Genomic DNA, 26,330 nt, shown 5'->3' on the forward strand with positions numbered 1-26,330 from the left:
AACAATTTAGTTCGTTATGGGCCTGCATCGCGCAATAAAAGAAAAAGCCCCGGCGGACCGGGGCTTTCGTGACCTGTGTAGAGATGGCTGATCAGTGCAGCGTGTCGGGCTTTGGCCCTTCGCCGACCGCGCCCAGCTTGTGACCGGCGGTGCCGACATGGTTGCCGACCAGCAAGCCCTGGTCATTGGCGCTGACCTTGACCGTCTGGCCATCGAGGATTTCACCCGACAGCAGCATTTCCGACAGCGGATCCTGCAGGGCGCGCTGGATCACGCGCTTCAGCGGACGGGCGCCGTAAACCGGATCATAGCCTTCATCCGCCAGCCACTTGATCGCCTTGTCATCCAGATCCAGCGTGATCTTGCGATTGGCCAGGCGGGCTTCCAGCAGCAGCAGCTGGATCCGCACGATGCCGTCCATGTTCTCGCGCGTCAGGCGGCGGAAGATGATGATCTCATCCAGACGGTTCAGGAATTCGGGGCGGAAATGTGCCCGCACCGCTTCCATCACATCCTTGCGCGCCGCCGTGCTGTCGGCATCGTCGGGCAGCGTGGACAGCGCCTGGCTGCCAAGGTTCGAGGTCAGAACGATCAGCGTGTTCTTGAAATCGACCTTGCGCCCCTGACCATCGGTCAACTGCCCGTCATCCAGCACCTGCAGCAGCACGTTGAAGACATCCGGATGCGCCTTTTCGACCTCATCGAACAGGATCACTGCATAGGGACGCCGACGCACAGCCTCGGTCAGCACGCCGCCTTCGTCATAGCCGACATAGCCCGGAGGCGCCCCGATCAGCCGCGCGACCGAGTGCTTTTCCATGAATTCGGACATGTCGATGCGGACCATCGCGTTCTGATCGTCGAACATGTATTCCGCCATCGCCTTGGTCAGTTCGGTCTTGCCGACACCGGTCGGGCCAAGGAACAGGAAGCTGCCCAAGGGACGGTTTTCGTCGTTCAGCCCAGCCCGCGCACGGCGCACGGAACGAGAGATCGCCGTCACCGCCTCGGTCTGGCCGATGACACGCTCGCCCAGGATTTCCTCCATCTTCAGCAGCTTGTCACGCTCGCCCTCCAGCATGCGGCTGGTGGGGATGCCGGTCCAGCGTTCGACGACTTCGGCGATCTGTTCCGGGCCGACGGCCTCTTCCACCATGACGCCATCGCCACGCTCGGCATCGTCGGCTTCGGCCAGTTGCTTTTCCAGATCGGGAATGATGCCGTAAGACAGCTCACCCGCGCGGGCCAGATTGCCTTCGCGCTTGGCCTGATCCAGTTCGGCGCGGGCCTTGTCCAGCCGCTCTTTCAGATTGCGCGAGCCTTCCAGCTTGTCGCGTTCGGCCTGCCAGCGGGCCGTCATGGCGCTGGCCTTGTCGGTGATGTCGGCCAGTTCCTTTTCCAGCTTTTCCAGCCGGTCCTTGCTGGCGGCGTCATCCTCTTTCTTCAGGGCTTCGGCCTCGATCTGCATCTGCAGGATCTGGCGGTCCAGCGCGTCCAGTTCTTCGGGCTTGCTGTCAACCTCCATCCGCAGGCGGCTGGCGGCCTCATCGACCAGATCGATCGCCTTGTCGGGCAGGAAGCGGTCGGTGATATAGCGGTTCGACAGTTCCGCCGCCGCGACCAGCGCCGCGTCGCCGATACGCACACCGTGGTGCAGCTCGTATTTTTCCTTGATGCCGCGCAGGATCGAGATCGTATCCTCGACCGTGGGCTGTTCGACCAGAACCGGCTGGAAACGACGGGCCAGAGCCGCGTCCTTTTCGATATATTTGCGATATTCGTCCAGCGTGGTGGCGCCGACGCAGTGCAATTCGCCACGGGCCAGCGCGGGCTTGATCAGGTTGGCAGCATCCATCGCGCCATCGGTCTTGCCGGCGCCGACCAGCGTGTGCAGCTCGTCGATGAACAGGATGATCTCGCCCGAGGCGGCCTCGATTTCCTTCAGGATCGCTTTCAGACGCTCTTCGAATTCGCCGCGATATTTCGCGCCGGCGATCAGCGCGCCCATATCCAGCGCCATCAGTTTCTTGTCGCGCAGGCTTTCGGGCACATCGCCATTGACGATGCGCAGCGCCAGACCTTCGGCAATGGCGGTCTTGCCGACGCCGGGTTCACCGATCAGGACCGGGTTGTTCTTCGTGCGGCGCGACAGGACCTGCATGGCGCGGCGGATCTCTTCATCCCGGCCGATGATCGGATCGATCTTGCCTTCGCGGGCGGCTTCGGTCAGGTCGCGGGCATATTTTTCCAGCGCCTCATAGCTGTCTTCGGCACTGGCCGAATCCGCCGTGCGGCCCTTGCGGATATCGTTGATCGCGCTGTTCAGGTTCTGTCCGGTGATACCACCGGCAGTCAGCGCATCCCGGGCATTGGTGTTCACGATCGCCAGCGCGGTCAGGATCCGTTCGGCCGGGACAAAGCTGTCGCCCGCCTTCTTGGCCAGTTGCTCGGCCTCATCCAGAACGCGAATCAGCGAGGGGTCCACATAGACCTGACCATTGCCGCCGCTGACCTTGGGCAGCTTCGAAACGGCCTGATCCACGGCCTCTTTCACGCGCCTGGCGTCGCCGCCCGCGCGGTTGATCAGATTGGCGGCCAGCCCCTGATCGTCATCCATCAATGCCTTGAGCAGGTGTTCCGGCACAACCCGCTGGTTTTCTTCGCGGATTGCGATGGTCTGCGCCGCCTGCATGAAGCCACGCGACCGCTCGGTGAACTTTTCCATGTTCATCGTAAATCTCTCCTTTACATAGCACCCGTCTGTAAGACACCCCTCTGATGAGGCAGCGTCCTGTCGAGGGTCTCGGGTGACAGTTGGGTATTGGAAAGGAGCGTTTCAATCCCGAAATGACTGCGTTTCCCGAGCTTTGCCGCATTCATGATTGCGCAACTCTTGCTTGCATTCAACGGGGTCTTTGGGCGATTGGCCAGAAGCCACCACCCGGCAGATTTCGCAGCGGATATTCTGTCCTAATCGCTTGGCTTTGCGTGGGGTTTCGTGGCAGATGAGGGTGTTTTCTGCAGGGGTGGACAAGATGGATGACAGGCTGATCGTGGCGCTGGATGTGCCGAATGCGCTGGCGGGGCTGGATCTGGCGCAGAAGCTGGGCGACTCTGTCGGCTTCTACAAGATCGGACTGGGCATGCTGACCGGGGGCGGGCTGGCGCTGGCCAATGAGCTGAAGCAGGACCACGGCAAGCGCATCTTTCTGGACATGAAGCTGTTCGATATCGGCGCCACGGTCGAGGCTGCGGTCCGCGGTCTGGCCCAGTTCGATCTGGATTTCCTGACCGTGCATGGCGATCCGCATGTGGTGCGTGCCGCCAAGGAAGGCGCGGCGGGCAGCGATCTGAAGATCCTTGGCGTCACCATCCTGACCTCGCTGGATCGTGGGGATCTGGATCTGGCGATGATCCAGCCCGGCGATATGGCCGAGATCGTGACCACCCGCGCCGCCCGCGCGCTGGAGGCCGGGGCCGATGGCGTCATCGCCAGCCCGCGCGAGGCTGCCCTGATCCGCGCGCTGCCGCAGGCACGGGATCGTCTGATCGTCACGCCGGGCGTGCGTCCGGCGGGCAGCGATAGCGGGGACCAGAAGCGCATCGAAACGCCTGCGACCGCTATTTCCAATGGTGCAGATCACATCGTGGTGGGCCGCCCGGTCTGGCAGGCAGCGGACCCGCGCAGCGCGGCGCAGCAGATTCTGGACAGCCTGCCGCGCGCCTGATCAGCCCATGTCGGGGCTGAAATCCCGGATCGGCTGTTCGCCTGCCAGTACGGCGGCACTGTCGCGATAAAGCCCCACGATCCTGTCGATCAGCCGCCGCATCTGCGGGCGATGCCGGTCATCCGCATGCATGACCAGATATTGATCCTCGGTCAGATCCTGAATGATCGGACCGGCCCGCGCCAGTGCAGGATCGCGATCCCCGATCATGCAGGGCATGATGCCGATGCCCGCGCCAGCCCGGACCAGCTGATGCACCGTTGCGACCGAATTCGCCAGAAACCGGATCGGCAGGTCCTGCGCATTCAGCCAATGGGTCGCCGGATGGCGGGCAAAGGCCGGGTCCATGCCCACCCATTCCAACTGGTCGGGCTGCTGCGCGGTCCAGCTGCGATAGGGGGCAAAGCGCAGCGTCGCCAGCCTGCGCGAGGCCAGGTTGCCTGCCTGCGCGGGACGGTTCCGAATCCCCAGATCGGCCTCTCGATGGGCGATATCCAGCGTTGTTTCCGTGGTCAGGAAATTCAGGCGAAACCCATCGTCGCGGCGGACGAGCCGGGAGATATTGTCCGACAGGAAGAAGACGGTCCCGGTGCCGGCCGTCAGCCGGATGATCGGCGTCTCGGCCTGTTCGGTCAGAAATTCATGCACCGGCATCGCCGCCGCCCGCATGGCGCGCACCCTGCTTTGCAACGCCTCTCCGGCGCGGGTCAGACCATATCCGCTTTGGGACCGGTGAAACAGCGTCTGGCCGGTCTTCTGCTCCAGCGCCAGCATGCGCCGCCCGATCGTGGCCGCGCTGAGGCCGGTCGGCGCGACCGCCCCGGACAGGCCGCCAGTATCGGCGACGTGATAAAAGATCTGCAGGTCTTCCCAATCCAGGTTTTTCATAAATGAAATACTACCTGCATAAATCGCGCTCTGAACAGCCAAAGAATAATCCTATCGTTTCATAGTTGAAATGGTAAGGAAATGAAGATGATCCCGCTGACGCCCCTGCCGCCACAGCGCAAGATGGATGAAGAGGAATTCTATGCATTGGGCGATTATGGCCCGCGCCTGCTGGTTCTGTCGCTGCTGGCGCGCCTGTCGCGACAGGATGCGCCGGGCACAAAACCCCAGACCAAGCCATATCGCCAATTGCGCCCGATGCGCCATCCGCTGTGACCGTGAATTCAGCAGATGAATTGTCTGCGCTATTGACCTTGGCCCCGTCCTCGCTTCACCCTGACGCGAAACGGTCGGAGGGAAAGATGCAGGACGATCATGGTCTCACGCAAAAGACGCATAATGATCTGGTTTTGTCATTCCTCTCGGTGCGCCGGGCCATTGGCGGGCTTGGCTTTTTCCTGCCGCTGGCGCTGATCGCCTATGGTATTGCGGTCGAGGATATCCCTGACAGCATCTCCTTGTCCTATTACTCGCCGATGCGGGATGTTTTCGTCGGCACGCTGATCGCGCAGGCCGTGTTCCTGTGGAGCTATGAGGGTTTCCGCCCCGAGGCCGGGGACGTGATCTCGGACAAGGGGACGGCGCGGGTCGCGGCCCTCTGTGCGGCGCTTGTGGCGCTGGCGCCGACGACCGATGCCGGTCTGCCCGCCGATCCGCGGACGGTGCTGCAATATCTGTTGGGCGTGAAGGCGGCAGGGGTGCTGCACATCCTGGCGGCGGCGGGCTTTTTCGCCGCGCTGGCGGTTTATTGTCTGGTCCTGTTCGTGAAGGGAGAGGTCGATGGACCGGAAAAGCGGGCCTCGAACATCATCTACCGGATTTGCGGCTGGCTGATCGTCGTCAGCATCTCTTTGGCCGGGCTGCTGCTGCTGACCGGCATCGCGGATCGGTTGGCGGACCTGAACCCGGTCTTCTGGCTGGAAACCATCGCCAGCTTTGCCTTTGCCACCAGCTGGGCGGTCAAGGGCGACGCGATGCGGCCCTTGGTTCAGGGAGTGGCGGCGCTGCGATAAGGCTGTCGCGGATCCAGTTCTGGAAATCCGGGATGGCGCGTGGATGGGCCAGATATTCCGCGACGGGCATCATCCGCCAGTCCTGCCCCTCATCGCCAAAGCGGATGGCGGCGATCTGGGTGCGGGTCAGCCGCCCTGTGAACAGCCAGGACACCATGCCGGGTCGGCTTGCCGAGGGAAATTTCCGCCCCGTCAGCCGATCCGGGGGCAGGTGAAGGCCGAATTCCTCGGCCAGTTCGCGCAGGGCGCAGTCCAGGGGGCTTTCGCCGCCCTCTCTGCCGCCGCCGGGCAGATCCCAGTGACCGGGAAAGGGCAGGCCGAGGGTGTCATCGCGCAGATAGGTCAGCAGATTGGGCCCATGGGTCAGCAACAGCTTGGCACCGTGAAAAGGGCGATGCGTCATCCTGTGCGCGGCTTATTCGGCCGCAATGCCGCTATCCGCCGCGATGCTGCTGCCAAAGGTCGCCAGATTGCGCACGACCCGAGAGATTGCCGTCACGAACTGATCGAATTGCGGCAGCGGGGTGATGGTCTTTTCATCCATGTAAAGCGCGCGATTGATTTCAAGCTGCACGACATGGACATTGCGCCCCGGACGGCCATAGGCCGAACAGATATAGGCGCCCGAGAAGGGGGAATTGACGCGGACCTTCCAGCCTTCCTCTTTGGTGGCCTGTATCACCGCCTCGGTCACGCGGGCCGAGGCTGACAGCCCGTGCCGGTTGCCCAGAACGATATCGGGGCGCGGATCGCCAAGATGGCTGAGCGCATCGGCGGGCATCGAATGCATATCGATCAGGATCGCCTGCCCGAATCGGGCGCGCGCCTCGGCGATCAGGGCCGAGAGGGTGTGATGATAGGGGCGCCAATAGGAATTGATTCGCCGGTCGGCCTCGTGCCGGTCCATGGGACGGTCGTGAATCGTGCGCCCCTGAGAGACGACGCGGGGAATCACCCCAAGCCCCGCAAGGGTGCGCTGATTCAGCGGATGGCGTGGCACGCCACGCACCACAAGCGGGTCGATCTCATCCGCGCCGCGATTCAGATCGACGATGCAGCGCGGCACCTGTGCGCGGATCGTCGCAGCGCCATATTCCGGTGCATCTTCGATAAAACGGTCAACAAATGCGTCCTCTGACGAGCGCACGACCTCTTGCGACAGCCGGGTTCCGGCCATGAACCAGTCGGGATATATGCTGCCCGAATGGGGCGACGCAAAGATGACGCCGCTGGCCCAGTTCCTGGGCTTCGTCATCAGGACGGGCATATCAGATTGATCGCTCACGGGCAGACTCGGACAGGCAGTTTCACCCCGGTAATATAAACCAGATATTTCTTGCTCCAATAGGCCTTGAATCCATCAGATCACGCCTATATAGACACCCGGACCACGGCGATTTGGGCTTGTTTCCTTCCGGGAAAGGGCAGAATCACCAGGGAACGGGCGGTTAGCTCAGCGGTAGAGCACTACGTTGACATCGTAGTGGCCACTGGTTCGATCCCAGTACCGCCCACCATTATTTCGCCGCCCCCGGCCATGTCGGGGGCATTTCGTTTTCCAAGCGGCTGCGATGCGCCGCGACGATGGAGAAGACCGATGAAGGTTCGCAACTCGCTCCGCTCGCTCAAGAGCCGGCACCGCGACTGCCAAGTCGTGCGCCGCAAGGGCCGCATTTACGTGATCAACAAGACCAATCGCCGCTTCAAGGCCCGTCAGGGCTGATCGGCGGGATCACCGCGAAAACGAAACAACCCGCCGCGTGGCGGGTTTTTTCATGGCCTGCGCGATGCTGACCAGAACCCATGAACAGGATGGCACCAGATCCACCGCGATCTATTCGGATTGCGGGCTGTACCGTTATGCGCTGACGCGGGAATGGGGCGCGGGGCGGCGGATGATGTTCGTGATGCTGAACCCCTCGACCGCCGATGAATTGCGCAACGATGCCACGGTCGAGCGTTGCGAAAGGCGCGCGCGACAGCTGGGATGCGGTGCTTTTCGGGTGACGAATCTCTTTGCCTTTCGCGCCACCGATCCGCGCGATCTGAAGCGGGCGGAATCGCCGGTGGGCCCCGGCAATGATGCGGCCCTGACCGAGGGGGCCGATTGGGCCGATCTGGTCCTCTGTGGCTGGGGCGCGTATGGCGCCCATCGCGGCCGCGATGCCGAGGTCGCGGCATTGCTGCGCGGGACCTGCCGCGATCTGTGGCATCTGGGCCTGACCAAGGCCGGTGCGCCGCGCCATCCGCTGTATATTTCCTATGCCGTGCAGCCTGCTCTGTGGTGTTAACCCTTTGCTAAGAAAATGATTCTTTAGCACCGCTCTTGCCTGTATGAATCCGGACAGGGATTGTTTCTTGCTTCATGCGAAAGGCGCAGCAGATGCTGATGATCGCGGGTTTGATGGCACTGGTCGGGATCGGCATGGCCGTCGATTTTTCCAGCGGTGGCAATCAGGCCCTGCCCGATGATGACGATACCCTGCCAACCGACGAGGACCTGCCGCGCAGCATGCCCGGTATCTCGGATGTCAGCAATTTTTCCGAAGGCGGCAACACCGGGGAAGAGCCTCCCGGGACCGCATCGACGGGTCAGATCCTGACCGGCGGCGAGGGCGCGGACTTCCTGATGGGCGGTGCCGACGCCGATACGATCACCGGCGGCGGCGGGGCCGATGATCTGCGCGGCGGTCAGGGCGCCGACAGCATCATGGGTGGCGATGGCGATGACTGGATTCAGGGCGACGGCGATTACGGCATCGGCGGCGATGATGAAATCCACGGCGGCGCTGGCAATGATTCGCTGGCCGGTCAGGGCGGCAATGACCTGATCTGGGGGGATGAGGGCGACGATACGCTCCTTGGCGGCGATGGTGACGACACGCTGTTTGGCGGCCCCGGCAATGACTGGCTTTCGGGCAATGCCGGTGACGACCTGCTGGTGTCGGGCGGCGGTGCCGATGATCTGGATGGTGGCAAGGGCAATGACACGCTGATTGGCAGCGATGACGCACAGACGGCTTTCCTGCGCGGGGGCGAGGGCGATGACATCCTGATGCCCGGCGCGGGCGATTTCGCCGAAGGTCTGGAAGGCGCCGACAGTTTCGTGCTGAAACAGGTGGATGGCGCGATTCCCACCGTTGCGGATTTCGATGCGCAGGAGGACCGGGTTATCCTGCATCTGCCCGAATCCATGGCCGATGATGCCCGGCTTGATCTGCAGGAAGATCAGGACGGCACCTCGGTCCTGTCGGTGAACGGCCAGCCGGTCGCGCGCTTCCTGCAGGTCGGAGGGCTGCAGACCCGCGATATCGCTATCCAGCGCCTGCCGGGCTAGCGCCAGAAACCCCTTTCTTTCCACAGTCACATCGCCTATACGCCCTCATCCGCAATCGCGGATACTCCACGGGCCTGTGCTGGACGACATCCCGGCCTGCGCCATAACCATCCTACTCTGAAAGGAGACCCCGATGTCGATCACGGTTGAAGAAAAGAACCGCCTCATCAAGGAATTCGGCACCAAAGAAGGTGACACCGGCTCGCCGGAAGTGCAGGTCGCTATCTTGACCTCGCGCATCACCACGCTGACCGAGCATTTCAAGACCCATGCCAAGGATAACCACTCGCGTCGTGGCCTGCTGAAGCTGGTTGCTCAGCGCCGCAAGCTGCTGGACTATCTGAAAGGCAAGGAAGAAGCCCGCTATCAGGACCTGATCAAGCGTCTGGGCATCCGCCGCTGATCAGCGCGGACTGGTAAGATTGAACGCCCGTGGCAAAAGCTGCGGGCGTTTTTTCATGCGCGGCACAGATGCCAGGCGCGTTCAGCGCGGATGCGAAAAGCCGATGACATGACCATCCGCATCTACCTGACACAGGTGGCGGCGGTTGCCATCCATCGTCTCGACCGTGGCGATGCCGTCGGTTTCGGACAGCCAGCGCGGCCGAATGTCGAGGATCGAGCGGTTGATATGGGCGGCAATGGCTGCGGTGCAGGCGGCATTCTGGCGTCCGCGCAGATCCTGTACCGAGGCGGTCCGTTCCACGGGTTTTTGGCAGCCCGTCATCAGGACCAAGGGGATCGTCAGCAACAAGATGCGCATCGCGGGCCTTTTTCCGTGGCGATTCGCCACAAGGGTAGCAGCCCTGCCCCCGCGATCAAGCCGGGCCCGCCGCGAGGTAGTGTCTCAGTTTGAAATTTTGCCGCGGATTGACATGTCATTATTGCGTCACCAGCTTAACCTTCTGTTAGGCCCGGATCGGGCAGTATGTGAACTGCCGTGATCTGGGCGGGCTTGCATCGGTGGAGAAAATGTCCACAACTCGTGACAACCATGATAGAATCCCTTACAGGGCGCGCGAGCGCCGAGGGAGGAAAGGACGACCATGCCACAAGGACCACAGGGCCAGAAGCGCCCAGCGGACGTGATCGGCAACGCTGTCCACATTGCCAGGATCGCGACCGGCGAAGAACAGGAAACGAGCCTCAAGCAGCCCGCCAAGCGGGCGAGCGGAAAGGCGGGTGCTTCCGCGCGTCAGGACAATACAACGAGCGCCCAGCGCAGCGAGATCGCGCGCAAAGCCGCAGCAGCGAGGTGGGGGTGATGACTGTTCGTACCATTGATGCAGCGCGTTATCTTAGCATTCTTTCAGGATGGAAGCTGTCGAACCTACAAATGCAAAAGATTCTATATATGGCGGATATGAATTTTGTAGGTCAGACGCAGCAACGCCTGCTGGATGAGGATTTTGAGGCATGGGATTATGGTCCGGTGCTGCCTTCACTTTATCACAAATGTAAAGCGTTTGGGGCAAAGCACGTCCCAGATGTTTTTTGGGGTGCGACAGACATATCCGGCACACCTGAGGGTAAGATGATCGAACTGGCTTGGAAAAATCTTAAGTCTGCATCGCCTGGTCAGCTTGTGGAGGCTACTCATTCAAGTCTGGGCGCTTGGATAACTCGATATGTTGCTGGTGCCAAGCAAATCAAGATTACTACGCAAGATATGATTGGCGAGTATGCAAGACGAACTGCCAAGACAGCAGCCTGAATTTATTGGAGTACCTGACACGAAGGATGTCGTGTCAAGCGATGTTGCAGCCCTCTCGAACAATATAGCACGACTCGAAACAGAACTTGACGCCGAGCGTGAGCAACGCCTTGAAGAGCGCTTCCGATGGATCTGCGCTATGTCTTTGGTTCTTGACGTCTTGGCCGTTTCCGCGCTGGACGGCTCTTGGTTATTTGTGCCGATTTTTATGCTGCAACTGATTGTTATGATCGGCTTCGCAAAAGCATACGGCGTTGACTGGGCGGAGCAGCTGATTGGGCAACTGCTGCACCATCTTTCACGGCAGGACTTGAACAAGCCAAAAGACTAAAATGAACTTTTTGCTTGCTAAATGACTTCATGCGCCCTACATTGGGGGCATGAACAAGTTGCCCCTTCATAAGCGCGTCATGATCCTCAACATGCTAGTTGAGGGTATGTCCATGCGCTCGATCAGCCGCACCGTTGGCGTTTCCATCAACACCGTAACCAAGCTGCTGGTTGAAGCTGGCGAAGCCTGCGCCGCATACCACGACGAGACTGTGCGAAACGTGAAGGCAAACCACATCCAGTGTGATGAAATCTGGTCCTTCTGCTATGCAAAGGACAAGAACGTCAAAGCCGCGAAGGCCGCTCCGGAAGGCGCTGGCGATGTGTGGACGTGGACGGCGATTGAACGCGACAGCAAGCTGATCCTGTCGTTTGAGGTTGGCGACCGTTCCAGCGCAACGGCCATCGAGTTCATGGACGATTTGCTCGCCCGTCTGGCCGATCGCGTTCAACTGACCACTGAGGGTCACAAGGCGTATCTGGAAGCCGTTGAGGGCGCGTTCGGTGGCGACATTGACTATGCCATGCTGGTGAAGCTGTATGGCGATCTTGGCGGCAAAACGGCAGAGCGTAAATATTCCCCTGCCGAGTGCATCGGGTCACGCAAGGAGCCGATCAGCGGATATCCGGTCAAAGAGATGGTCAGCACGTCACACGTTGAGCGCCAGAACCTGACGATGCGTATGGGGATGCGCCGGTTCACTCGCCTGACCAACGGTTTCAGCAAGAAGCTGGAAAACCACCTGCACATGCTGTCGCTGTATTTCGTGCATTATAACTTCGTGCGTATCCACAAGAGCCTGAAAATGACCCCGGCCATGGCTGCTGGCGTCAGCGATACGTTGCACGATATGGAATGGATCGTCGGTCTGATCGATGCCCGCGCGCCTGAGCCTGCGAAGCGCGGCCGTTACAGGAAAAGAAATTCAAACTGAGACACTACCCCGCCGCGAAGCCCACTTTCCAAAAGCGTAATTTTCCTGTATGGCCGCCGCTATCTGTGACGTGACGCCCTTGCCCCGGGGCACATGCACAAGGATAGGGGCGGCGGCAATGGGGCCGCCATATGACAAGAGGCGACCGGAGGGCCGGATCGCACTCAGAGGAAATCAGATGAAATTTGATGAAGTGAAGAAATCCATCCAGTGGGGGCAAGAGACCCTGACGCTGGAAACGGGCAAGGTTGCCCGTCAGGCTGACGGTTCGGTTGTCGCCACTCTGGGCGAAACCAGCGTCATGGCCAACGTGACCTTCGCGAAAGAGCCGAAGCCGGGCCAGGACTTTTTCCCGCTGACGGTTCATTATCAGGAAAAATACTATGCGGCCGGCAAGATCCCCGGCGGCTTCTTCAAGCGCGAGGCGCGCCCGACCGAGAAAGAGACGCTGACCGCGCGTCTGATCGACCGTCCGTGCCGCCCGCTGTTTGCGCCGGGCTTCAAGAACGAAGTGCTGGTGATGTGCACCGTGCTGAGCCACGATCTGGTCAATGATCCCGATATCGTCGCGATGATCGCGGCCTCGGCCGCGCTGACCATTTCGGGCGTTCCCTTCATGGGTCCGATCGGCGCCGCGCGCGTCGGCTTTGCCGATGGCGAATATGTGTTGAACCCGGAAGTGGCTGACATGGATCAGCTGCGCAACAACCCGGAACAGCGTCTGGATCTGGTCGTCGCCGGCACCAAGGACGCCGTGATGATGGTCGAATCGGAAGCCTATGAGCTGACCGAGGAAGAGATGCTGGGCGCGGTGAAATTCGGGCATGAGCAGATGCAGCCGGTGATCGACCTGATCATCGATCTGGCCGAAGCCGCCGCGAAAGAGCCCTTTGACTTCCAGTCGCCCGATTACAGCGCACTCTTCGCCCGCGTCAAAGAGCTGGGCGAGGCTGATATGCGCGCCGCCTATGCCATCCTTGACAAGGGTGAGCGCCGCGACGCCATCGACGCCGCCAAGGACAAGATCGTCACTGGTCTGACCGAGGATGAACTGGCCGATGCCAATCTGGGCTCGGCGCTGAAAAAGCTGGAATCCTCGATCCTGCGTGGCGATGTGGTTGCCAATGGCAAGCGCATCGACGGCCGCGACACCAGCACGGTGCGCGCCATCGACAGCGAGGTTGGCGTGCTGCCCCGGACCCACGGTTCGGCGCTGTTCACCCGTGGCGAAACGCAGGCGCTGGTCGTGACCACGCTGGGCACCGGCGATGACGAACAGATCATCGACGCGCTGCATGGCAATTTCCGCTCGAACTTCCTGCTGCATTACAACTTCCCCCCCTATTCGGTGGGCGAGGTTGGCCGCGTGGGCAGCCCGGGTCGTCGCGAAATCGGCCATGGCAAGCTGGCATGGCGCGCGCTGCAGGCCGTTCTGCCTGCCGCGACCGACTTCCCCTATACCATCCGCGTCGTCTCCGAGATCACCGAATCCAACGGCTCGTCCTCGATGGCCTCGGTTTGCGGTGGTTCGCTGTCGATGATGGATGCAGGCGTTCCGCTGAAAGCGCCGGTCGCGGGCGTGGCCATGGGCCTGATCCTGGAAGATGACGGCAAATATGCGGTCCTGACCGACATTCTGGGTGACGAAGATCACCTGGGTGACATGGACTTCAAGGTTGCGGGTACCGCCGAGGGCATCACCAGCCTGCAAATGGACATCAAGGTTGCCGGTATCACCCCGGAAATCATGCAGCAGGCCTTGGCGCAGGCCAAGGATGGCCGTCTGCATATCCTGGATGAGATGTCCAAGGCGATCAGCGAAGCGGGTTCCTTCTCGGCCCATGCGCCGCGGATTGAGACCATGCAGATCCCGACCGACAAGATCCGTGAAGTGATCGGCTCGGGCGGCAAGGTCATCCGCGAAATCGTGGAAACCTCGGGCGCCAAGGTCGATATCAACGACGACGGCACGATCAAGATCGCCTCGGCCAATGGCGATGCGATCCAGAAGGCCTATGACATGATCTATTCGATCGTGGCCGAGCCGGAAGAGGGCAAGATCTATACCGGCAAGGTCGTCAAGCTGGTCGATTTCGGCGCTTTCGTGAACTTCTTCGGCAAGCGCGATGGCCTGGTCCATGTCAGCCAGATCGCCAACAAGCGTCTGGGCCATCCCTCGGAAGTCCTGAAAGAGGGCCAGGAGGTCAAGGTCAAGCTGCTGGGCTTCGACGATCGCGGCAAGGTGCGCCTTGGCATGAAGATGGTCGATCAGGACAGCGGCGAAGAGATCGTTGAAAGCAAGGAAGAAACCGACGCATAGGCGTTCTTTCTCCGAGACAGGAAAGGGCTGCGGAACCTCCGCGGCCCTTTTTTATTGGTCTTTACGCGCGGTCAAGTTTTGGGAGACGGAATTTTCAATGTTAGGATTTCGCCATTCAAGGGAGGAAATCACATGCGTTCAAGAATATTCGGGGCGGTCTCTGCCGCCGCCCTATCGGTTTTGATGGCGGGTCAGGCCGCTGCGGCAACGATAGCGGATGCCTATTCCAGCTATTGGGCACTGGGCGACAGCCTGTCGGATAATGGCAACCTATCCTTTCTGGCCTATGCGGTCGGGACGGAATTCAACTATACCGATCAGACCGGCACCAACAGCTATTACACGGGCCGCTTCACCAATGGTCGGACATGGGCGGAATATGTGGCCGACGATTTTACGGCTGCCGGGAAAGCCACGGGCAATCTGGCCTATGGCGGGTCCGAGGCGCTGGAGCCGGATGTCTTCTGGGATCTGACACCGGGTCTGGACTATCAGCGCAAGAAGCTGCTGAACGAAAACAGATCCGATTTCGGGACCAATCCGCTGGTGTCCATCGTGATGGGCGCAAATGATCTGCTGCAGGCGATGGGCGACAGCGATATCCTTGATGTCGCCGTTCGGGCTGCGAACAAGATCACCAGCACGGCCCGCACGCTGGCCAACAACGGGGTCAGCGATTTCCTGATCGCCAACCTGCCGGATTTCTCGACGATCCCGCGCTATAACCTGTTTCAGACATCGCTGAAATCGACGGCGAAGGCCGCGACCGACGCGTTCAACGCGCAGCTTTACAGCAATATCCTGGGCATGCGGGCCGATGGGCTGAACGTCGCGACGCTGGATCTGCACGGCATTCTGGCCGATCTTCAGGCTGACCCGGCCTCTTATGGGCTGACCGACGCCGTCCGCCCCTGCCTCTATCCAAGCCAGGCAGAGGCCAGCGCGAACGGAGACGCGCAATCCTGCAGCGATTCCGAGTCGCTCAGCCGCCTGTTCTTTGACGACGTGCATCCAAGCGCACGGATCCATGAGGCTTTTGGCGATGCCGTCCGCGAGGCGCTGGCGCCTGCGCCCGTCCCCTTGCCCGCAAGCCTGCCCCTGATGCTGGGCGGCGTGGCGATCCTTGGCTTCATGCGGCGCAAGCTGGTGGCCTAAGCGTTGATCCGATGGCATATTCGGGCGGCCATGTCGGCTGGCATGGCCGCCTTTTATGACCAGGGATGATCTGATGCAGAGATGGCCGATCTTCGTATTGACGCTGCCCGGCGATGAAGAGCGGCGCGCACCGCTACTTCGCCGCCTTGACGGGTTCGGCCTTGATTACGAGTTGTTCATGGGGGTCGATGGCCGGGCGGGATTGCCTGACGACTATCGCGGCATGGTCGATCCGGATGCGGCGCGCGACAGGCTGGGTTACAGCATGACGGATGGCGAATTCGCCTGCGCGCTGTCCCACAGGGCCATCTATGCAAGGCTGTGCGACGATAATCTGCCGGGTGCGATTATTCTGGAGGACGATGCACAACTGGCCGATGGCTTTGCGGATTTCATCCGCTCTGACTGCTATCAGAAACTGCCCATGACGCTGATCGACTATGCGTTCGGGCGGGCGCTTCCCCTGCTGCGGCATCGGCCGACAGGTGGACAGCCCTGGGTCTTGCGGCGGGCGGTGCAGGGCACCGTGACGACGGCTTACACCCTGCGTCAGGATGCGGCCCGCAGGCTTCTGGATGCCACAACCCCCGTCAGCCATCCGGCGGATTGGCCGGTCGATCTGTTCCAGGTCGGCGCCTGGATGTGCGTGCCGCGCCTTGCATGGCACGACGCGCCGGGTCAAAGAGTGTCGCATCTGGACAAAGAGCGACAGTCGGACAAGGTTCCGAAACGACAACAGCGCGGCTTCTGGGGCACTATCCGGTCACGGATATCGGTGCGGGTCGGACGAGCGAAGGGGCAAAGATGACTGAGACAGTTCATATCCTGACGATGAAATGGGGCACGCTTTACAGCGCCGATGATGTAAACCGGCTGGCCGCTCAGGTGCGGCGTCACCTGCCCTTGCCGCATCGCTTCATCTGTTTCACCGACGACGCCTCGGGGCTGGATGAGCGGATCGAGGCGCTGCCGCTGCCCGAACTGGGCCTGCCCAGCGGCCATGGCGACACGCGCTGGCGAAAGCTGGGCGTCTTTCGCCGCGATCTGGCGGGGCTGTCCGGCACGGCGCTGTTTCTGGATATCGACCTTGTGGTCGTGGATGATCTGACCCCGTTCTTCGACCTGCCGGGCGATTTCCATATCATCCGCGACGACGATCTGTTCCGCGCAAAGCCCCTTCGCAAGATCAACCCCGAACGGGACAAGTTCCTGCATGGCGTCGGCAATTCCAGCGTCTTCCGCTTCGAGATCGGGCAGCACGGCTATATCCTTGACGCCTATCTGGCCGACCCTTCGGCCGCGACCGAGAATTACGAGATCAGTCAGCAGTTTCAATCCACGCAACTGGCAAAGCATGGCAACCTGCATTACTGGCCGCGCGGCTGGTGTGTCAGCTTCAAGAATGACTGCGTGCCGCGCAATTTCGCCAGCTATTTCCGGGATCCGACCCTGCCCGAGGGGGCAAAGATCGTGCTGTTCGCGGGCGCGCCGAAAATGGCCGATGTGTTTTCGGGTCGCGGGCATAAATGGTATCGCCGCATCGGCAATATCGACTGGCTGCGCCGCGCATGGGAAAGCCCGTGATTTCGGACCTGTTTCGTCAGTTCAAGCATCGCCGCCGTCTGGCCCGGGCGCGGGCAGAGCTTCAGAGTCGCGATCTGGCGCAGGGGCGGGCGCATGGCCTGCCTGCGCCGTTGATCGTGTCCGTGACCAGCTATGCTGCGCGGTTCGGGACGCTGGCTTTGACGCTGCGCGGTCTTCTGGGACAAAGCGTCCGGCCCGATCGGGTCATTTTGTGGCTGGCTCAAAACGATCTTTCCAGCCTGCCAGCTGAGGTGAGGGCGCTGGAGGCACATGGCTTGCAGGTGCAGCCTTGCCCGGACTGGCGATCCTACAAGAAGATCGTTCCGGCGCTGCTGGAACATGGTGACAGCTATATCGTGACGGCGGATGATGATGTGTATTATCCGCATGACTGGCTGGAAGGGCTGGTGCTGGCCGCACGATCCGGCGCGCAGGTGGCCTGCCATCGCGCGCATCGGGTGACGCTGGACGCTGCTGGTCTGCCGCGTCCCTATGGCGAGTGGGACCACAACATCACCACGCCCGACAGATCGCCGCTGGTCTTTCTGACCGGGGTGTCGGGGGTGATCTATGCGCCCGGCGCGCTGCATCCCGATGTGACCAATGCCGATCTCTTCACCCGGCTGGCGCCACGTTCCGATGATGTCTGGCTGTATTGGATGCATCGCCTGAACGGGGTCGAGGCGCAGAAGATCGGCGGCAAGGCGCGGATTCTGGAATGGGAAGGCAGTCAGGCCCAAAGCCTGCGATCCGAAAACCTGCATGGGACCGGCAATGATCAGGCCATCGCGGCGATGCTGGGTCACTATGGCTGGCCGGGGCGGGCGGAATGAGAAAGCCCCGGCACGGGCCGGGGCTTAAAGCGTCGATCAGGCCGGATCCTTGGCAAAGCGCAGATAGGGCAGCTTGATATCCAGCGCGCCATATTTCTCTTCTGCGGCCTTGTCATCCAGTGCCAGCGCCACGATTACATCCTGACCCGGCACCCAGTTGGCAGGCGTCGCCAGCGGTGCGCCATCGGTCTTGCGCACGGCGTCCAGCGCCCGCAGAATCTCGGCAAAGTTCCGGCCGACGGACATCGGATAGGTCATGGTCAGCCGCACCTTCTTGTCCGGTCCGATGATAAAGACGGTACGGACGGTCGCGGAATGCTGCGGCGTGCGGCCTTCGCCGGGCAGATAGTAATCCGCAGGCAGCATGTCATAGGCTTTGGACACGACCAGCTCCCGATCGTCGATCATCGGGAAATTGGCGGGCGAACCGGCGACCTTCTCGATATCGCTTTTCCATTTGCCGTGATCCTCGACCGAATCGACCGACACGCCGATGACCTTGGTGCCGCGCTTTTCGAATTCCGGGATCAGCTGCGCAACCGCGCCGAATTCGGTGGTGCAGACGGGTGTGAAATCGCGCGGATGGCTGAACAGAATGGCATAATCGCCGCCCAGCCAGTCGTGAAAGTGAATCTTACCCTCGGTCGAATCGGCTGTGAAATCCGGTGCCACATCGTTGATGCGCAAAGACATGGTGCATCCTTTCGGTTGGTTGCGTCGCCGCCAACATAAGACCGGCCTGCCAAATTGCCAGCCCCTTCGTCGGCGCATCGAGCCGCAGTTTCGCCGGATATTTTCAGCTTGCGTCGCCCTTCACGCCGCATCACCCTGTCGGCAAGCTGAACATGGAGGACGCGATGAGCACGCTGCAGGACAAGCGCAAGTTCTATATCAACGGCCAATGGGTGGATCCGGTCAAGACCAATGATCTTGAGGTGATCGACCCTTCGACCGAGGACCCCGTGGCGGTCATTTCGCTGGGCGATCAGGCCGATACCGATGCCGCCGTTGCCGCCGCCAAGGCCGCTTTCCCCGGATGGTCCCAGACCCCCCCGGCCGAGCGGTTGGCGCATATCGAAAGGATCCTTGAGGTTTACGAAAAGCGGGCCAAGGACATGGCCGCCGCCATCACCGATGAGATGGGCGCCCCGCAGGATATGTCGCTGGACGATCAGACCGGCGCGGGCAGCTATCACATCCGGAATTTCATCACCGCCTTCAAGAATTTCGAATTCGTGAAGCCGCTGGGCGATCACGCTCCGACCTCGATGATCTCGTGGGAGCCTGTCGGCGTCGTCGGTCTGATCACGCCCTGGAACTGGCCGATGAATCAGGTGACGCTGAAGGTGATCCCGGCCCTGTTGGCGGGTGATACCTGCGTGCTGAAACCGTCCGAGATCGCGCCGCTGTCCTCGATGGTCTTTGCCGAGATCGTGGATGAGGCCGGTCTGCCGCCGGGTGTTTTCAACCTGGTGAATGGTGACGGCCTGGGGGTGGGGACGCAGCTCTCCACCCATCCGGATGTGGCGATGATCAGCTTTACCGGTTCGACCCGTGCGGGGATCGCGATCAGCAAGGCGGCCGCAGATACGTTGAAGAAAGTCGCGCTGGAACTGGGCGGCAAGGGCGCCAACCTGATCTTCGCCGATGCCGACGATCAGGCCGTGGTTCGCGGCGCAACCCATTGTTTCTACAACAGTGGTCAGTCCTGTAATGCACCGACGCGGATGCTGGTCGAACGCTCGGTCTATGATCGCGCGGTGGAAACCGCGGCCCGGGTGGCCGAGGAAACGCCGGTCGCCACGGCCCATCAGCCGGGCGCCCATATCGGCCCGGTCGTCAGCAAGCAGCAATGGGACAAGATCCAGGATCTGATCCAGAAGGGAATCGACGAAGGCGCCCGTCTGGTCGCCGGTGGCACGGGCCTGCCCGAAGGCGTCAATCGCGGCTATTACGTGCGCCCGACGGTCTTTGCCGATGTCAGCAATGACATGACCGTGGCGCAGCAAGAGATCTTTGGCCCGGTTCTGTCGATCATCCCCTTCGACAGCGAAGAGGAAGCAATCCGGATCGCGAATGACACACCTTACGGTTTGACGAATTATGTCCAGACTCAGGACGGCCAGCGGCGCAACCGTCTGGCCCGCAGCCTGCAATCCGGCATGGTCGAGATGAACGGCGTCTCACGTGGGGCAGGGTCGGCCTTTGGTGGGGTGAAGATGTCGGGCCGCGCCCGTGAAGGCGGTCTGAGCGGCCTGGAAGAGTTCATGGATTCCAAGGCGATCAGCGGTTGGGATCGGGAAGCATAAGCTACTGATCTGATGATGAAAAAAGGCGGTGGCAGGGCGAGCCTGTCACCGTTTTTTCTTTGGCCGACAGCATTTGTGCGGAAAGGAATAGGCAGGTTTTTATCCATTAACTTGTTTTGCACCGCCGCTGGGGCAAAATTCCGCGGGTCTTTGTTGTGCGAGGTAGCCCGATGGCTGAGGGAAATGGATCGACCGGACCGCTTGTGATTATCAAGCGCAGTTCCGGCGCGGCTGAAGAAGGCCATCACGGCGGTGCCTGGAAGGTCGCCTATGCCGATTTCGTGACCGCGATGATGGCGTTTTTCCTGCTGATGTGGCTGCTGAATGCGACCACCGAAAAGCAGCGCGCGGGGCTGGCGAATTACTTCAACCCCACCGTCGCCAGAATGCCCGGTGCCGAAGGTGACGGCGTGGAAGAGGGCGTTCGCTACAGCGTGACGGATCCTCTGCCTGACAGCGAAAAGGCCGGTGATTTCGACCAGATCGCGCAAGAGATCCAGAACCAGTTGACCGGAACCGGCGCCGAATCGATGCAGCTTACAAATCTGCTGAAACATGTCGTCACGCGCATGACGGATGAGGGGCTGGTCATCGAACTGACCGATCTGACCGACGAATCGCTCTTTATCGAAGATACGGCGCAGGCGCGGCCCGTTCTGCGCGAATTGGCGCGCATATTGCCGCCGATTCTGGGCAATATGCGCAATGACATCGCGATTTCCGGCCATGTGCGCGCCTATCCCGAAGTACTGAAAACCTCGCCCGTCTGGGCGCTCTCGGACGCGCGGGCGCATGCGGTCCGCAACCTGCTGGAGCAGGCAGGCTTGGATGCAAAGCGCGTCCAGCGTGTGTCCGGCTATGCCGATCGCAAGCAGCGTTCGGGCAATCCGATGGACCCGGTGAATAACCGGATAGAGGTGATTTTACTGAGATAGGGCCGATGGATGGCCGGGCATTAGCCGAATTTTAATCCGTCTTCCCGATGATGAAGGACAACGACAGTCAAGAAAAGGTCTCTCCATGTCTATGTCCTCTGCAATGAATGCCGGGGTGTCCGGGCTAGCCGTCAATTCGACTCGATTGGCAACGATCTCGGACAATATCGCGAATTCCGGCACCTACGGCTATAAGCGGATGGAGACGGAATTCAACGCGTTCGTGCTGAACCAGCATCGGACTGCAGGGGTCCATTCAGCCGGCGGCGTTCGCGTATCGACCTATCGCGTGGTCGACGACGATGGCGCATTGGTGACCACGACACACCCGTTGGACCTGGCGGTTTCTGGCAGTGGGATGCTGCCGGTGACCTCGGCCGTCGATCTGGACAATGGCTTTGAAGAGATGCCCTTCATGATGACCAGAACCGGGTCTTTCCGGCCTGACAATAACGGTGTTCTGCGAACCGACGCTGGGTTGGTTCTGATGGGCTGGCCTGCATCCTCGGATGGCACAGTGCCGCTCAGCTCTCGCGACGCGGTTGGCGCTTTGGAGCCGATCCGACTGGCCGTGAACCAAACCGCCGGCGACCCGACAACGCGGGTCAATCTGGGCCTGAACCTGCCCGCGACCGAAACGGAGCCGACGGCAAGCGGCGATCCTTATTCGCTGAAGGTGGAATATTTCGGCAATCTCGGCACGGCTGAGACGCTGGAAATGACGTTTACACCCGACACCAGTGACCCCACGGGCATGTCCAGCAGATGGACCATGGAAATCCGTGATTCTGCCGCTGACCCAGCGTCGAATCTGGTCGGATCCTATCAGATCGACTTCGATGAAACGGCGGCCAATGGCGGAAGCATCGCAAGCGTCACGACGCTTACCGGTGGCGCCTATGATCCGGCGAGCGGGACCCTTCCTCTGACGCTGCACAATGGTGCGATCGATCTCTTTATCGGAACGCCGCTGGGAACAACGGGTGTGCGACAGCTTTCGGCCAGCTTCTCGCCAACCAATATCAGCAAGAACGGGTCCCCGGTGGGGCAGCTGGCTGGCGTCGCCGTGGATGAAGACGGCTTCTTGAAGGCGACCTACGATACAGGCTTTATCAAAACCCTCTATCAGATCCCATTGGTCGATGTGCCGAACGAAAATGGCCTGACCTCGGTGGACGGTCAGGCCTTCAAGATCTCGACGACGTCGGGCGGCTTCTTCCTGTGGGATTCGGGCGACGGTCCGACCGGCGCGATCCAGGGTTATGCAAGAGAATCCTCGACCACGGACGTGGCGCAGGAACTGACCCATCTGATCCAGACCCAAAGGGCCTATTCCTCGAATGCGAAGATTATCCAGACCGTCGACGAGATGTTGCAGGAAACAACCAACATCAAACGCTGATGCCGCATCTTGATAACGGCAGGAGATTGAAATGAGTATCGCAAAAGCACTGTCAAACGCGGTGTCCGGCCTGACGGCAACGGCGCGAGGTACCGAAACCGTTGCAGCAAATCTCGCGAATGCGATGACGCCGGGCTACGCGCGACGAGAGATGGCCGTATCTGCACAGACCCTTGGTGGCAGTGGTGGCGGCGTGCGCATTGACGGGATCGCGCGGATCGTCAACGCCAGCTTGATGGCTGAAGCGCGATCAGCAGAAGCAGCCCGCGCCAATGCGGCCACTCTTTCGACTTATGCGAGCCGTATGGAAGAGGCGATCGGGATAGCGGGCGATCCTGGCAGCCTTGGCGCTGCGCTGACGGGCTTCGAGACGGCTTTGCAATCTGCTGCCAGCCGACCGGATGATGAGGTCCGCCTGGCGCAGGCAGTGGACGCCGCCGACCAGCTTGCCAGAGTTTTGAATTCTGCATCGACCGAGGTGCAGAAAAGCAGAAGTGCTGCTGATCAGGCGATTTCCCGCGATGTTGCAGCGCTGAATGTGGGGTTGGAGCGGGTTGCCTATCTCAACCGGCGAATCGCGGTGATCGAAGCCGAGGGGCGGGACAGCTCGTCCCTGGTTGATCAGCGGCAAAGACTGGTCGATGACATCGCAAAGATCGTCCCGGTTCAGGAAGTTGCACGGGAAGGCGGCAAGATCGCCTTGTTTACCAAAAGCGGTGCAGTTCTCTTGGATGGCAGCAGACCTGCCGAGATATCTTTCACTGCGGCACATGAAATCTCCGCGGATCGGACCGTCGGTTCTGGTGCGTTGTCACGGATTCAATTCGATGGAGCAGAGCTGACCGAAAGTCAGATGAGGCTTTTTTCCGGCGGCTCGTTGGAGGCGAATTTCACGATCCGAGATGAGCTGGCACCGAAGCTGCAAAATGATCTGGATGCACTCTCATTCGATCTGCATCAACGTTTGACTGACAGTACGGTCGACCCAACACTGACCGCGACCTCAACCGGGCTTTTCACGGATGCGGGCAACCGCGCCGATGCCACAAGCATCGTTGGCCTGGCGGGTCGTGTCAAGGTTAACGCGGCCGTGCGCCCCGGCGACGGCGGCCAGCTGTGGCGGATGCGCGCAGGTACTCACGCCGCTGCACCGGGCGTTACAGGTGACAATTCGCTTCTTCGGGCGATGACGGCCGCGCTGAACAAGCCATCCGGTGCACTTGCCGGAAGTGATTTCGAGGGGGTGGCAAGTCTCTCAGGGCGCTTTGCACTGGTTGAATCCCGCGTCTCGACCATCCGCGTCAACGCCGAGGCAGAGACCGCCATCCGCAACGGCCAGGCAGATACGATCTCATCCCGCTTCATGGGGGATGGCGTGGATAGCGATGCCGAGATGCAGAAACTGCTGCAATACGAACAGGCCTATGCGGCGAATGCGCGCGTTATTCAGGCCGTAAACGACATGATGGATCAGTTGCTGAGGATTTAAATGACAGTTCACTCTATCGGCGATCAGGCCCGTTCCTTCGCGCTGCAAGCAGCGTCCAATCGTATCAAGACAAACCTGTCGGTGCTGACATCCGAGCTGTCCAGCGGTGAAGTTCAGGATCTGGGTGCTCGGCTTCAGGGCAACACTCAGGGTATTGCGGACATCACCTCACGGCTGGCGATGTTGTCGCAATTGCAGCGAAACGCGACCGAAGCCGCTGCGCAAGCCCAGGGCATGACGGATGTGCTCGATTCGGTGCGCAGCCTGACCGGTACGATCAGCCTCAACCTTTTCATTGAGACCTCGACCACCCTTGAACCGGTGATCAAGGTGCGGGCTGCTGAGTCGGCTGGCGCTCTGGAAGCGGTCGTGAATCGGCTGAACGGCGCTGTCGCGCAGCGTCATTTGTTTGCGGGGGCGAACAGTGACACGGCTCCGCTGATCTCTGCAACGGATATTCTGGACCAGTTGGAGATCTTCACCGCGGGCCTCAGCAACGCAAGCGATATCAGTGCCGCCGTGGCCGCTTGGTTTGATGCGGCGCCGGGCGGCGGTGGGTTCCTCGATACGGCCTATGCGGGGTCCACCAATCAGATCCAGACTTTGCAGGTCGGCGAGAATGTCAGTGTTGCCCTGTCGACAACTGCTGCCACGCCAGCTATTCGTGAACAGTTGAAGGGCCTCGCTACCGCGGCCCTGGTCGATCGGGGACTGCTGGCAGGACAGCCGCAGGAGCAACGGGCATTATTGCACGGCGGTGGCAAGCTGTTGCTGGATGCGAGCTCTGCTCTCGCGCAGGAGATGGCGCAGATAGGTTACATCCAGCAGCGGATCGAGCTCGCGCAGACCGAGGGTAGCGCAGCAAGCGCAACGCTGGAAATCATGCGAAATGAGATTCGCGGCGCCGATCCCTACGCCACGTCGGTCGCCATCAGCGAAGCGGAAACCCATCTTGACGCGCTATATGCCGTCACCGCCCGGCTGTCGAAGCTGCGTCTTGTGGATTATCTGAGATGATCAGGTTTTGGACCCTCGTTTTCGCGATCCTGCTGCCGATTCAGGCCATGGCCGCCCCTGTTCGTTTGAAAGATCTTGCCGATTTCGATGGTGTGCGCGGCAATGATCTTGTGGGCTATGGTTTGGTCGTGGGTCTTGACGGAACGGGTGACAGTCTGCGCAACGCCCCGTTTACCGAGGAAATGCTGGCCGGATTGCTGGAACGTCTGGGTGTGAACGTCACGGATGACGCGCTACGTTCGAAAAATGTTGCAGCGGTCGTGGTGACGGCGACATTGCCGCCCTTCGCAAGATCGGGCAGTCGGATCGACGTCAGTGTGTCGACGATCGGTGACGCCAAAAGCCTTTTGGGCGGCACCTTGGTGATGACGCCGCTGAAGGCTGCGGATGGGAATATTTACGCTGTCGCCCAAGGGTCGATCATCGCAGGCGGTGTCGCGGTTGAGGGCGAGGCGGCCCGGGTCGTCCAAGGCGTGCCAACGGCCGGCGCCATCCCGGTCGGCGCGCGGGTAGAGCGCGAGGTCGAGTTCGACTTTGCTGCGGTGCAGAATATCAGGATCGCGCTGCGAAATGCCGACTTCACGACGGCAACACGGGTCGAAGATGCGATCAACCGGGATTTCAACCGCCGCCTGGCCGTGGCGCAGGACAGCGGCACGATTGTTGTCGAATTCCGCCAACTGGGCGACGTTAACCCTGCGCGCGTGCTAGGCCGTATCGAAAACCTTCTCATCGAACCAGAGGATCGCGCGAAGGTGGTGATCGACCATAAGGCGGGCACCATTGTGATGGGTGAACAGGTGCGGATTTCACGTGTCGCTGTATCGCAAGGATCGCTGACGCTGCGTGTCAGTGAGGCGCCGCTGGTTTCTCAGCCCAATCCGTTTTCGGCCGGCGAGACGGTCACCGTGCCTCGCACGATGGCGGAGGTCAGAGAAGAACCTGGCATAGGCTTTGCAGAAGTGTCGAGTGAAACCTCGTTAAGCGATCTTGTGGAAGGACTGAATGCGCTTGGCGTCAGGCCGCGGGACATGATTGATATCCTGAAATCCATCCACGCAGCGGGCGCGCTTCATGCTGATCTCATTATCGAATAGCCGAATCGGCGATCCCGGCCGCTCGTGCCGCGAGGCTGATCCTTAAGTTAAGAGGCAACCGCTGTACTGCCGATGCCGCAAGACGCTGCCGTTTGGCGATGTGAGATGGTTAATCCCCTGACCGCTGCTGCAGGGCCTGGCGGTAGAGCGGCGCGTTCTCAGCGATCTTCGCTGGACGCACGTT

The 26,330-nt window shown here is 60.9% G+C and carries 27 protein-coding genes and 1 tRNA gene; 22 read left to right on the plus strand and 6 right to left on the minus strand.

Annotated features, from left to right (window positions below):
- Window positions 1-91: 91 nt before the first annotated feature.
- On the minus strand, window positions 92-2,731 hold the full coding sequence (clpB, locus tag JHX87_RS13115; protein ID WP_271884165.1) for an ATP-dependent chaperone ClpB: 2,640 nt from the start codon (window positions 2,729-2,731) through the stop codon (window positions 92-94).
- A 304-nt stretch (window positions 2,732-3,035) separates the two neighbouring features.
- Here clpB and pyrF point away from each other — a divergent pair, with 304 nt between their 5' ends.
- Window positions 3,036-3,728, plus strand: a complete 693-nt coding sequence (gene pyrF / locus JHX87_RS13120) for an orotidine-5'-phosphate decarboxylase (RefSeq protein WP_271884298.1) — start codon at window positions 3,036-3,038, stop codon at window positions 3,726-3,728.
- On the opposite strand, the gene JHX87_RS13125 is transcribed toward pyrF, so the two are convergent.
- Window positions 3,729-4,616, minus strand: a complete 888-nt coding sequence (locus JHX87_RS13125) for a LysR family transcriptional regulator (protein ID WP_271884167.1) — start codon at window positions 4,614-4,616, stop codon at window positions 3,729-3,731.
- 87 nt (window positions 4,617-4,703) lie between these two features.
- Between JHX87_RS13125 and JHX87_RS13130 the strand changes: the two genes are divergently transcribed.
- Together JHX87_RS13130 and JHX87_RS13135 are read left to right on the plus strand one after the other, a co-directional pair.
- Complete coding sequence (locus JHX87_RS13130) at window positions 4,704-4,892, plus strand: hypothetical protein (RefSeq protein WP_271884168.1); 189 nt, start codon at window positions 4,704-4,706, stop codon at window positions 4,890-4,892.
- Window positions 4,893-4,978: 86 nt separating this feature from the next.
- Window positions 4,979-5,689: a hypothetical protein gene (locus tag JHX87_RS13135; protein ID WP_271884170.1), complete on the plus strand. Its 711-nt coding sequence runs from the start codon at window positions 4,979-4,981 to the stop codon at window positions 5,687-5,689.
- Here the strand turns inward: JHX87_RS13135 and JHX87_RS13140 are convergent.
- Complete coding sequence (locus JHX87_RS13140) at window positions 5,637-6,092, minus strand: NUDIX hydrolase (protein WP_271884172.1); 456 nt, start codon at window positions 6,090-6,092, stop codon at window positions 5,637-5,639. The genes JHX87_RS13135 and JHX87_RS13140 overlap by 53 nt on opposite strands.
- Before the next feature lie 12 nt (window positions 6,093-6,104).
- Complete coding sequence (locus JHX87_RS13145) at window positions 6,105-6,974, minus strand: N-formylglutamate amidohydrolase (RefSeq protein WP_336391083.1); 870 nt, start codon at window positions 6,972-6,974, stop codon at window positions 6,105-6,107.
- Between the two features lie 157 nt (window positions 6,975-7,131).
- On the opposite strand from JHX87_RS13145, the gene JHX87_RS13150 reads away from it, so the two are divergent.
- From JHX87_RS13150 to rpsO, 5 genes are all read left to right on the plus strand, one after another.
- A tRNA-Val gene (locus JHX87_RS13150) sits at window positions 7,132-7,206 on the plus strand.
- An 80-nt stretch (window positions 7,207-7,286) separates the two neighbouring features.
- Entirely contained in the window at window positions 7,287-7,412 is a 126-nt protein-coding gene (ykgO, locus tag JHX87_RS13155; protein WP_042245282.1) for a type B 50S ribosomal protein L36, read from the plus strand.
- Between the two features lie 64 nt (window positions 7,413-7,476).
- A complete protein-coding gene (locus JHX87_RS13160; RefSeq protein ID WP_271884176.1) occupies window positions 7,477-7,980 on the plus strand; it encodes a DUF1643 domain-containing protein in 504 nt (167 codons plus the stop codon).
- Between the two features lie 98 nt (window positions 7,981-8,078).
- Window positions 8,079-9,026 carry a calcium-binding protein gene (locus tag JHX87_RS13165; RefSeq protein ID WP_272833694.1) on the plus strand — a complete coding sequence of 316 codons (948 nt, stop codon included), beginning with the start codon at window positions 8,079-8,081 and terminating at the stop codon, window positions 9,024-9,026.
- A gap of 133 nt (window positions 9,027-9,159) precedes the next feature.
- Complete coding sequence (rpsO, locus tag JHX87_RS13170) at window positions 9,160-9,429, plus strand: 30S ribosomal protein S15 (RefSeq protein WP_271884178.1); 270 nt, start codon at window positions 9,160-9,162, stop codon at window positions 9,427-9,429.
- 81 nt (window positions 9,430-9,510) lie between these two features.
- Here the strand turns inward: rpsO and JHX87_RS13175 are convergent, their stop codons facing one another.
- A complete protein-coding gene (locus JHX87_RS13175; RefSeq protein ID WP_271884179.1) occupies window positions 9,511-9,789 on the minus strand; it encodes a hypothetical protein in 279 nt (92 codons plus the stop codon).
- A gap of 501 nt (window positions 9,790-10,290) precedes the next feature.
- Between JHX87_RS13175 and JHX87_RS13180 the strand changes: the two genes are divergently transcribed.
- The 8 genes from JHX87_RS13180 to JHX87_RS13215 all read left to right on the plus strand — a co-directional run bounded on the left by JHX87_RS13180 (window position 10,291) and on the right by JHX87_RS13215 (window position 17,897).
- Complete coding sequence (locus tag JHX87_RS13180; RefSeq protein WP_271884180.1) at window positions 10,291-10,740, plus strand: Panacea domain-containing protein; 450 nt, start codon at window positions 10,291-10,293, stop codon at window positions 10,738-10,740.
- Window positions 10,709-11,071 carry a hypothetical protein gene (locus tag JHX87_RS13185; RefSeq protein ID WP_271884181.1) on the plus strand — a complete coding sequence of 121 codons (363 nt, stop codon included), beginning with the start codon at window positions 10,709-10,711 and terminating at the stop codon, window positions 11,069-11,071. The genes JHX87_RS13180 and JHX87_RS13185 overlap by 32 nt, the downstream gene beginning before the upstream one ends.
- Before the next feature lie 49 nt (window positions 11,072-11,120).
- Entirely contained in the window at window positions 11,121-12,005 is an 885-nt protein-coding gene (locus JHX87_RS13190) for an IS1 family transposase (RefSeq protein WP_271884182.1), read from the plus strand.
- Window positions 12,006-12,183: 178 nt separating this feature from the next.
- Window positions 12,184-14,325: a polyribonucleotide nucleotidyltransferase gene (gene pnp / locus JHX87_RS13195; RefSeq protein WP_271884183.1), complete on the plus strand. Its 2,142-nt coding sequence runs from the start codon at window positions 12,184-12,186 to the stop codon at window positions 14,323-14,325.
- Window positions 14,326-14,457: 132 nt separating this feature from the next.
- On the plus strand, window positions 14,458-15,480 hold the full coding sequence (locus tag JHX87_RS13200; protein ID WP_271884184.1) for an SGNH/GDSL hydrolase family protein: 1,023 nt from the start codon (window positions 14,458-14,460) through the stop codon (window positions 15,478-15,480).
- 73 nt (window positions 15,481-15,553) lie between these two features.
- Window positions 15,554-16,288: a glycosyltransferase family 25 protein gene (locus JHX87_RS13205; protein ID WP_271884185.1), complete on the plus strand. Its 735-nt coding sequence runs from the start codon at window positions 15,554-15,556 to the stop codon at window positions 16,286-16,288.
- Window positions 16,285-17,064, plus strand: coding sequence for a hypothetical protein (locus tag JHX87_RS13210; RefSeq protein WP_271884186.1), 780 nt, complete (start codon window positions 16,285-16,287; stop codon window positions 17,062-17,064). Before JHX87_RS13205 ends, JHX87_RS13210 begins: the two co-directional genes overlap by 4 nt.
- Window positions 17,061-17,897, plus strand: a complete 837-nt coding sequence (locus tag JHX87_RS13215) for a glycosyltransferase family 2 protein (protein WP_271884187.1) — start codon at window positions 17,061-17,063, stop codon at window positions 17,895-17,897. The genes JHX87_RS13210 and JHX87_RS13215 overlap by 4 nt, the downstream gene beginning before the upstream one ends.
- 36 nt (window positions 17,898-17,933) lie before the next feature.
- On the opposite strand, the gene JHX87_RS13220 is transcribed toward JHX87_RS13215, so the two are convergent.
- Complete coding sequence (locus JHX87_RS13220; protein ID WP_271884188.1) at window positions 17,934-18,590, minus strand: peroxiredoxin; 657 nt, start codon at window positions 18,588-18,590, stop codon at window positions 17,934-17,936.
- Window positions 18,591-18,763: 173 nt separating this feature from the next.
- On the opposite strand from JHX87_RS13220, the gene JHX87_RS13225 reads away from it, so the two are divergent.
- The 6 genes from JHX87_RS13225 to JHX87_RS13250 all read left to right on the plus strand — a co-directional run bounded on the left by JHX87_RS13225 (window position 18,764) and on the right by JHX87_RS13250 (window position 26,146).
- On the plus strand, window positions 18,764-20,206 hold the full coding sequence (locus tag JHX87_RS13225; protein ID WP_271884299.1) for an aldehyde dehydrogenase family protein: 1,443 nt from the start codon (window positions 18,764-18,766) through the stop codon (window positions 20,204-20,206).
- A gap of 170 nt (window positions 20,207-20,376) precedes the next feature.
- A complete protein-coding gene (locus JHX87_RS13230; protein ID WP_271884189.1) occupies window positions 20,377-21,141 on the plus strand; it encodes a flagellar motor protein MotB in 765 nt (254 codons plus the stop codon).
- Window positions 21,142-21,244: 103 nt separating this feature from the next.
- Window positions 21,245-22,543: a flagellar hook protein FlgE gene (locus JHX87_RS13235; protein WP_334220880.1), complete on the plus strand. Its 1,299-nt coding sequence runs from the start codon at window positions 21,245-21,247 to the stop codon at window positions 22,541-22,543.
- A gap of 31 nt (window positions 22,544-22,574) precedes the next feature.
- Window positions 22,575-24,032 carry a flagellar hook-associated protein FlgK gene (gene flgK, locus JHX87_RS13240; protein WP_271884191.1) on the plus strand — a complete coding sequence of 486 codons (1,458 nt, stop codon included), beginning with the start codon at window positions 22,575-22,577 and terminating at the stop codon, window positions 24,030-24,032.
- On the plus strand, window positions 24,033-25,049 hold the full coding sequence (locus tag JHX87_RS13245; RefSeq protein WP_271884192.1) for a flagellin: 1,017 nt from the start codon (window positions 24,033-24,035) through the stop codon (window positions 25,047-25,049).
- Window positions 25,046-26,146, plus strand: coding sequence for a flagellar basal body P-ring protein FlgI (locus JHX87_RS13250; protein WP_377776074.1), 1,101 nt, complete (start codon window positions 25,046-25,048; stop codon window positions 26,144-26,146). Before JHX87_RS13245 ends, JHX87_RS13250 begins: the two co-directional genes overlap by 4 nt.
- The last annotated feature ends 184 nt before the right edge of the window (window positions 26,147-26,330 follow it).

Source organism: Paracoccus fistulariae, from assembly GCF_028553785.1.
Lineage (GTDB): Bacteria > Pseudomonadota > Alphaproteobacteria > Rhodobacterales > Rhodobacteraceae > Paracoccus > Paracoccus fistulariae.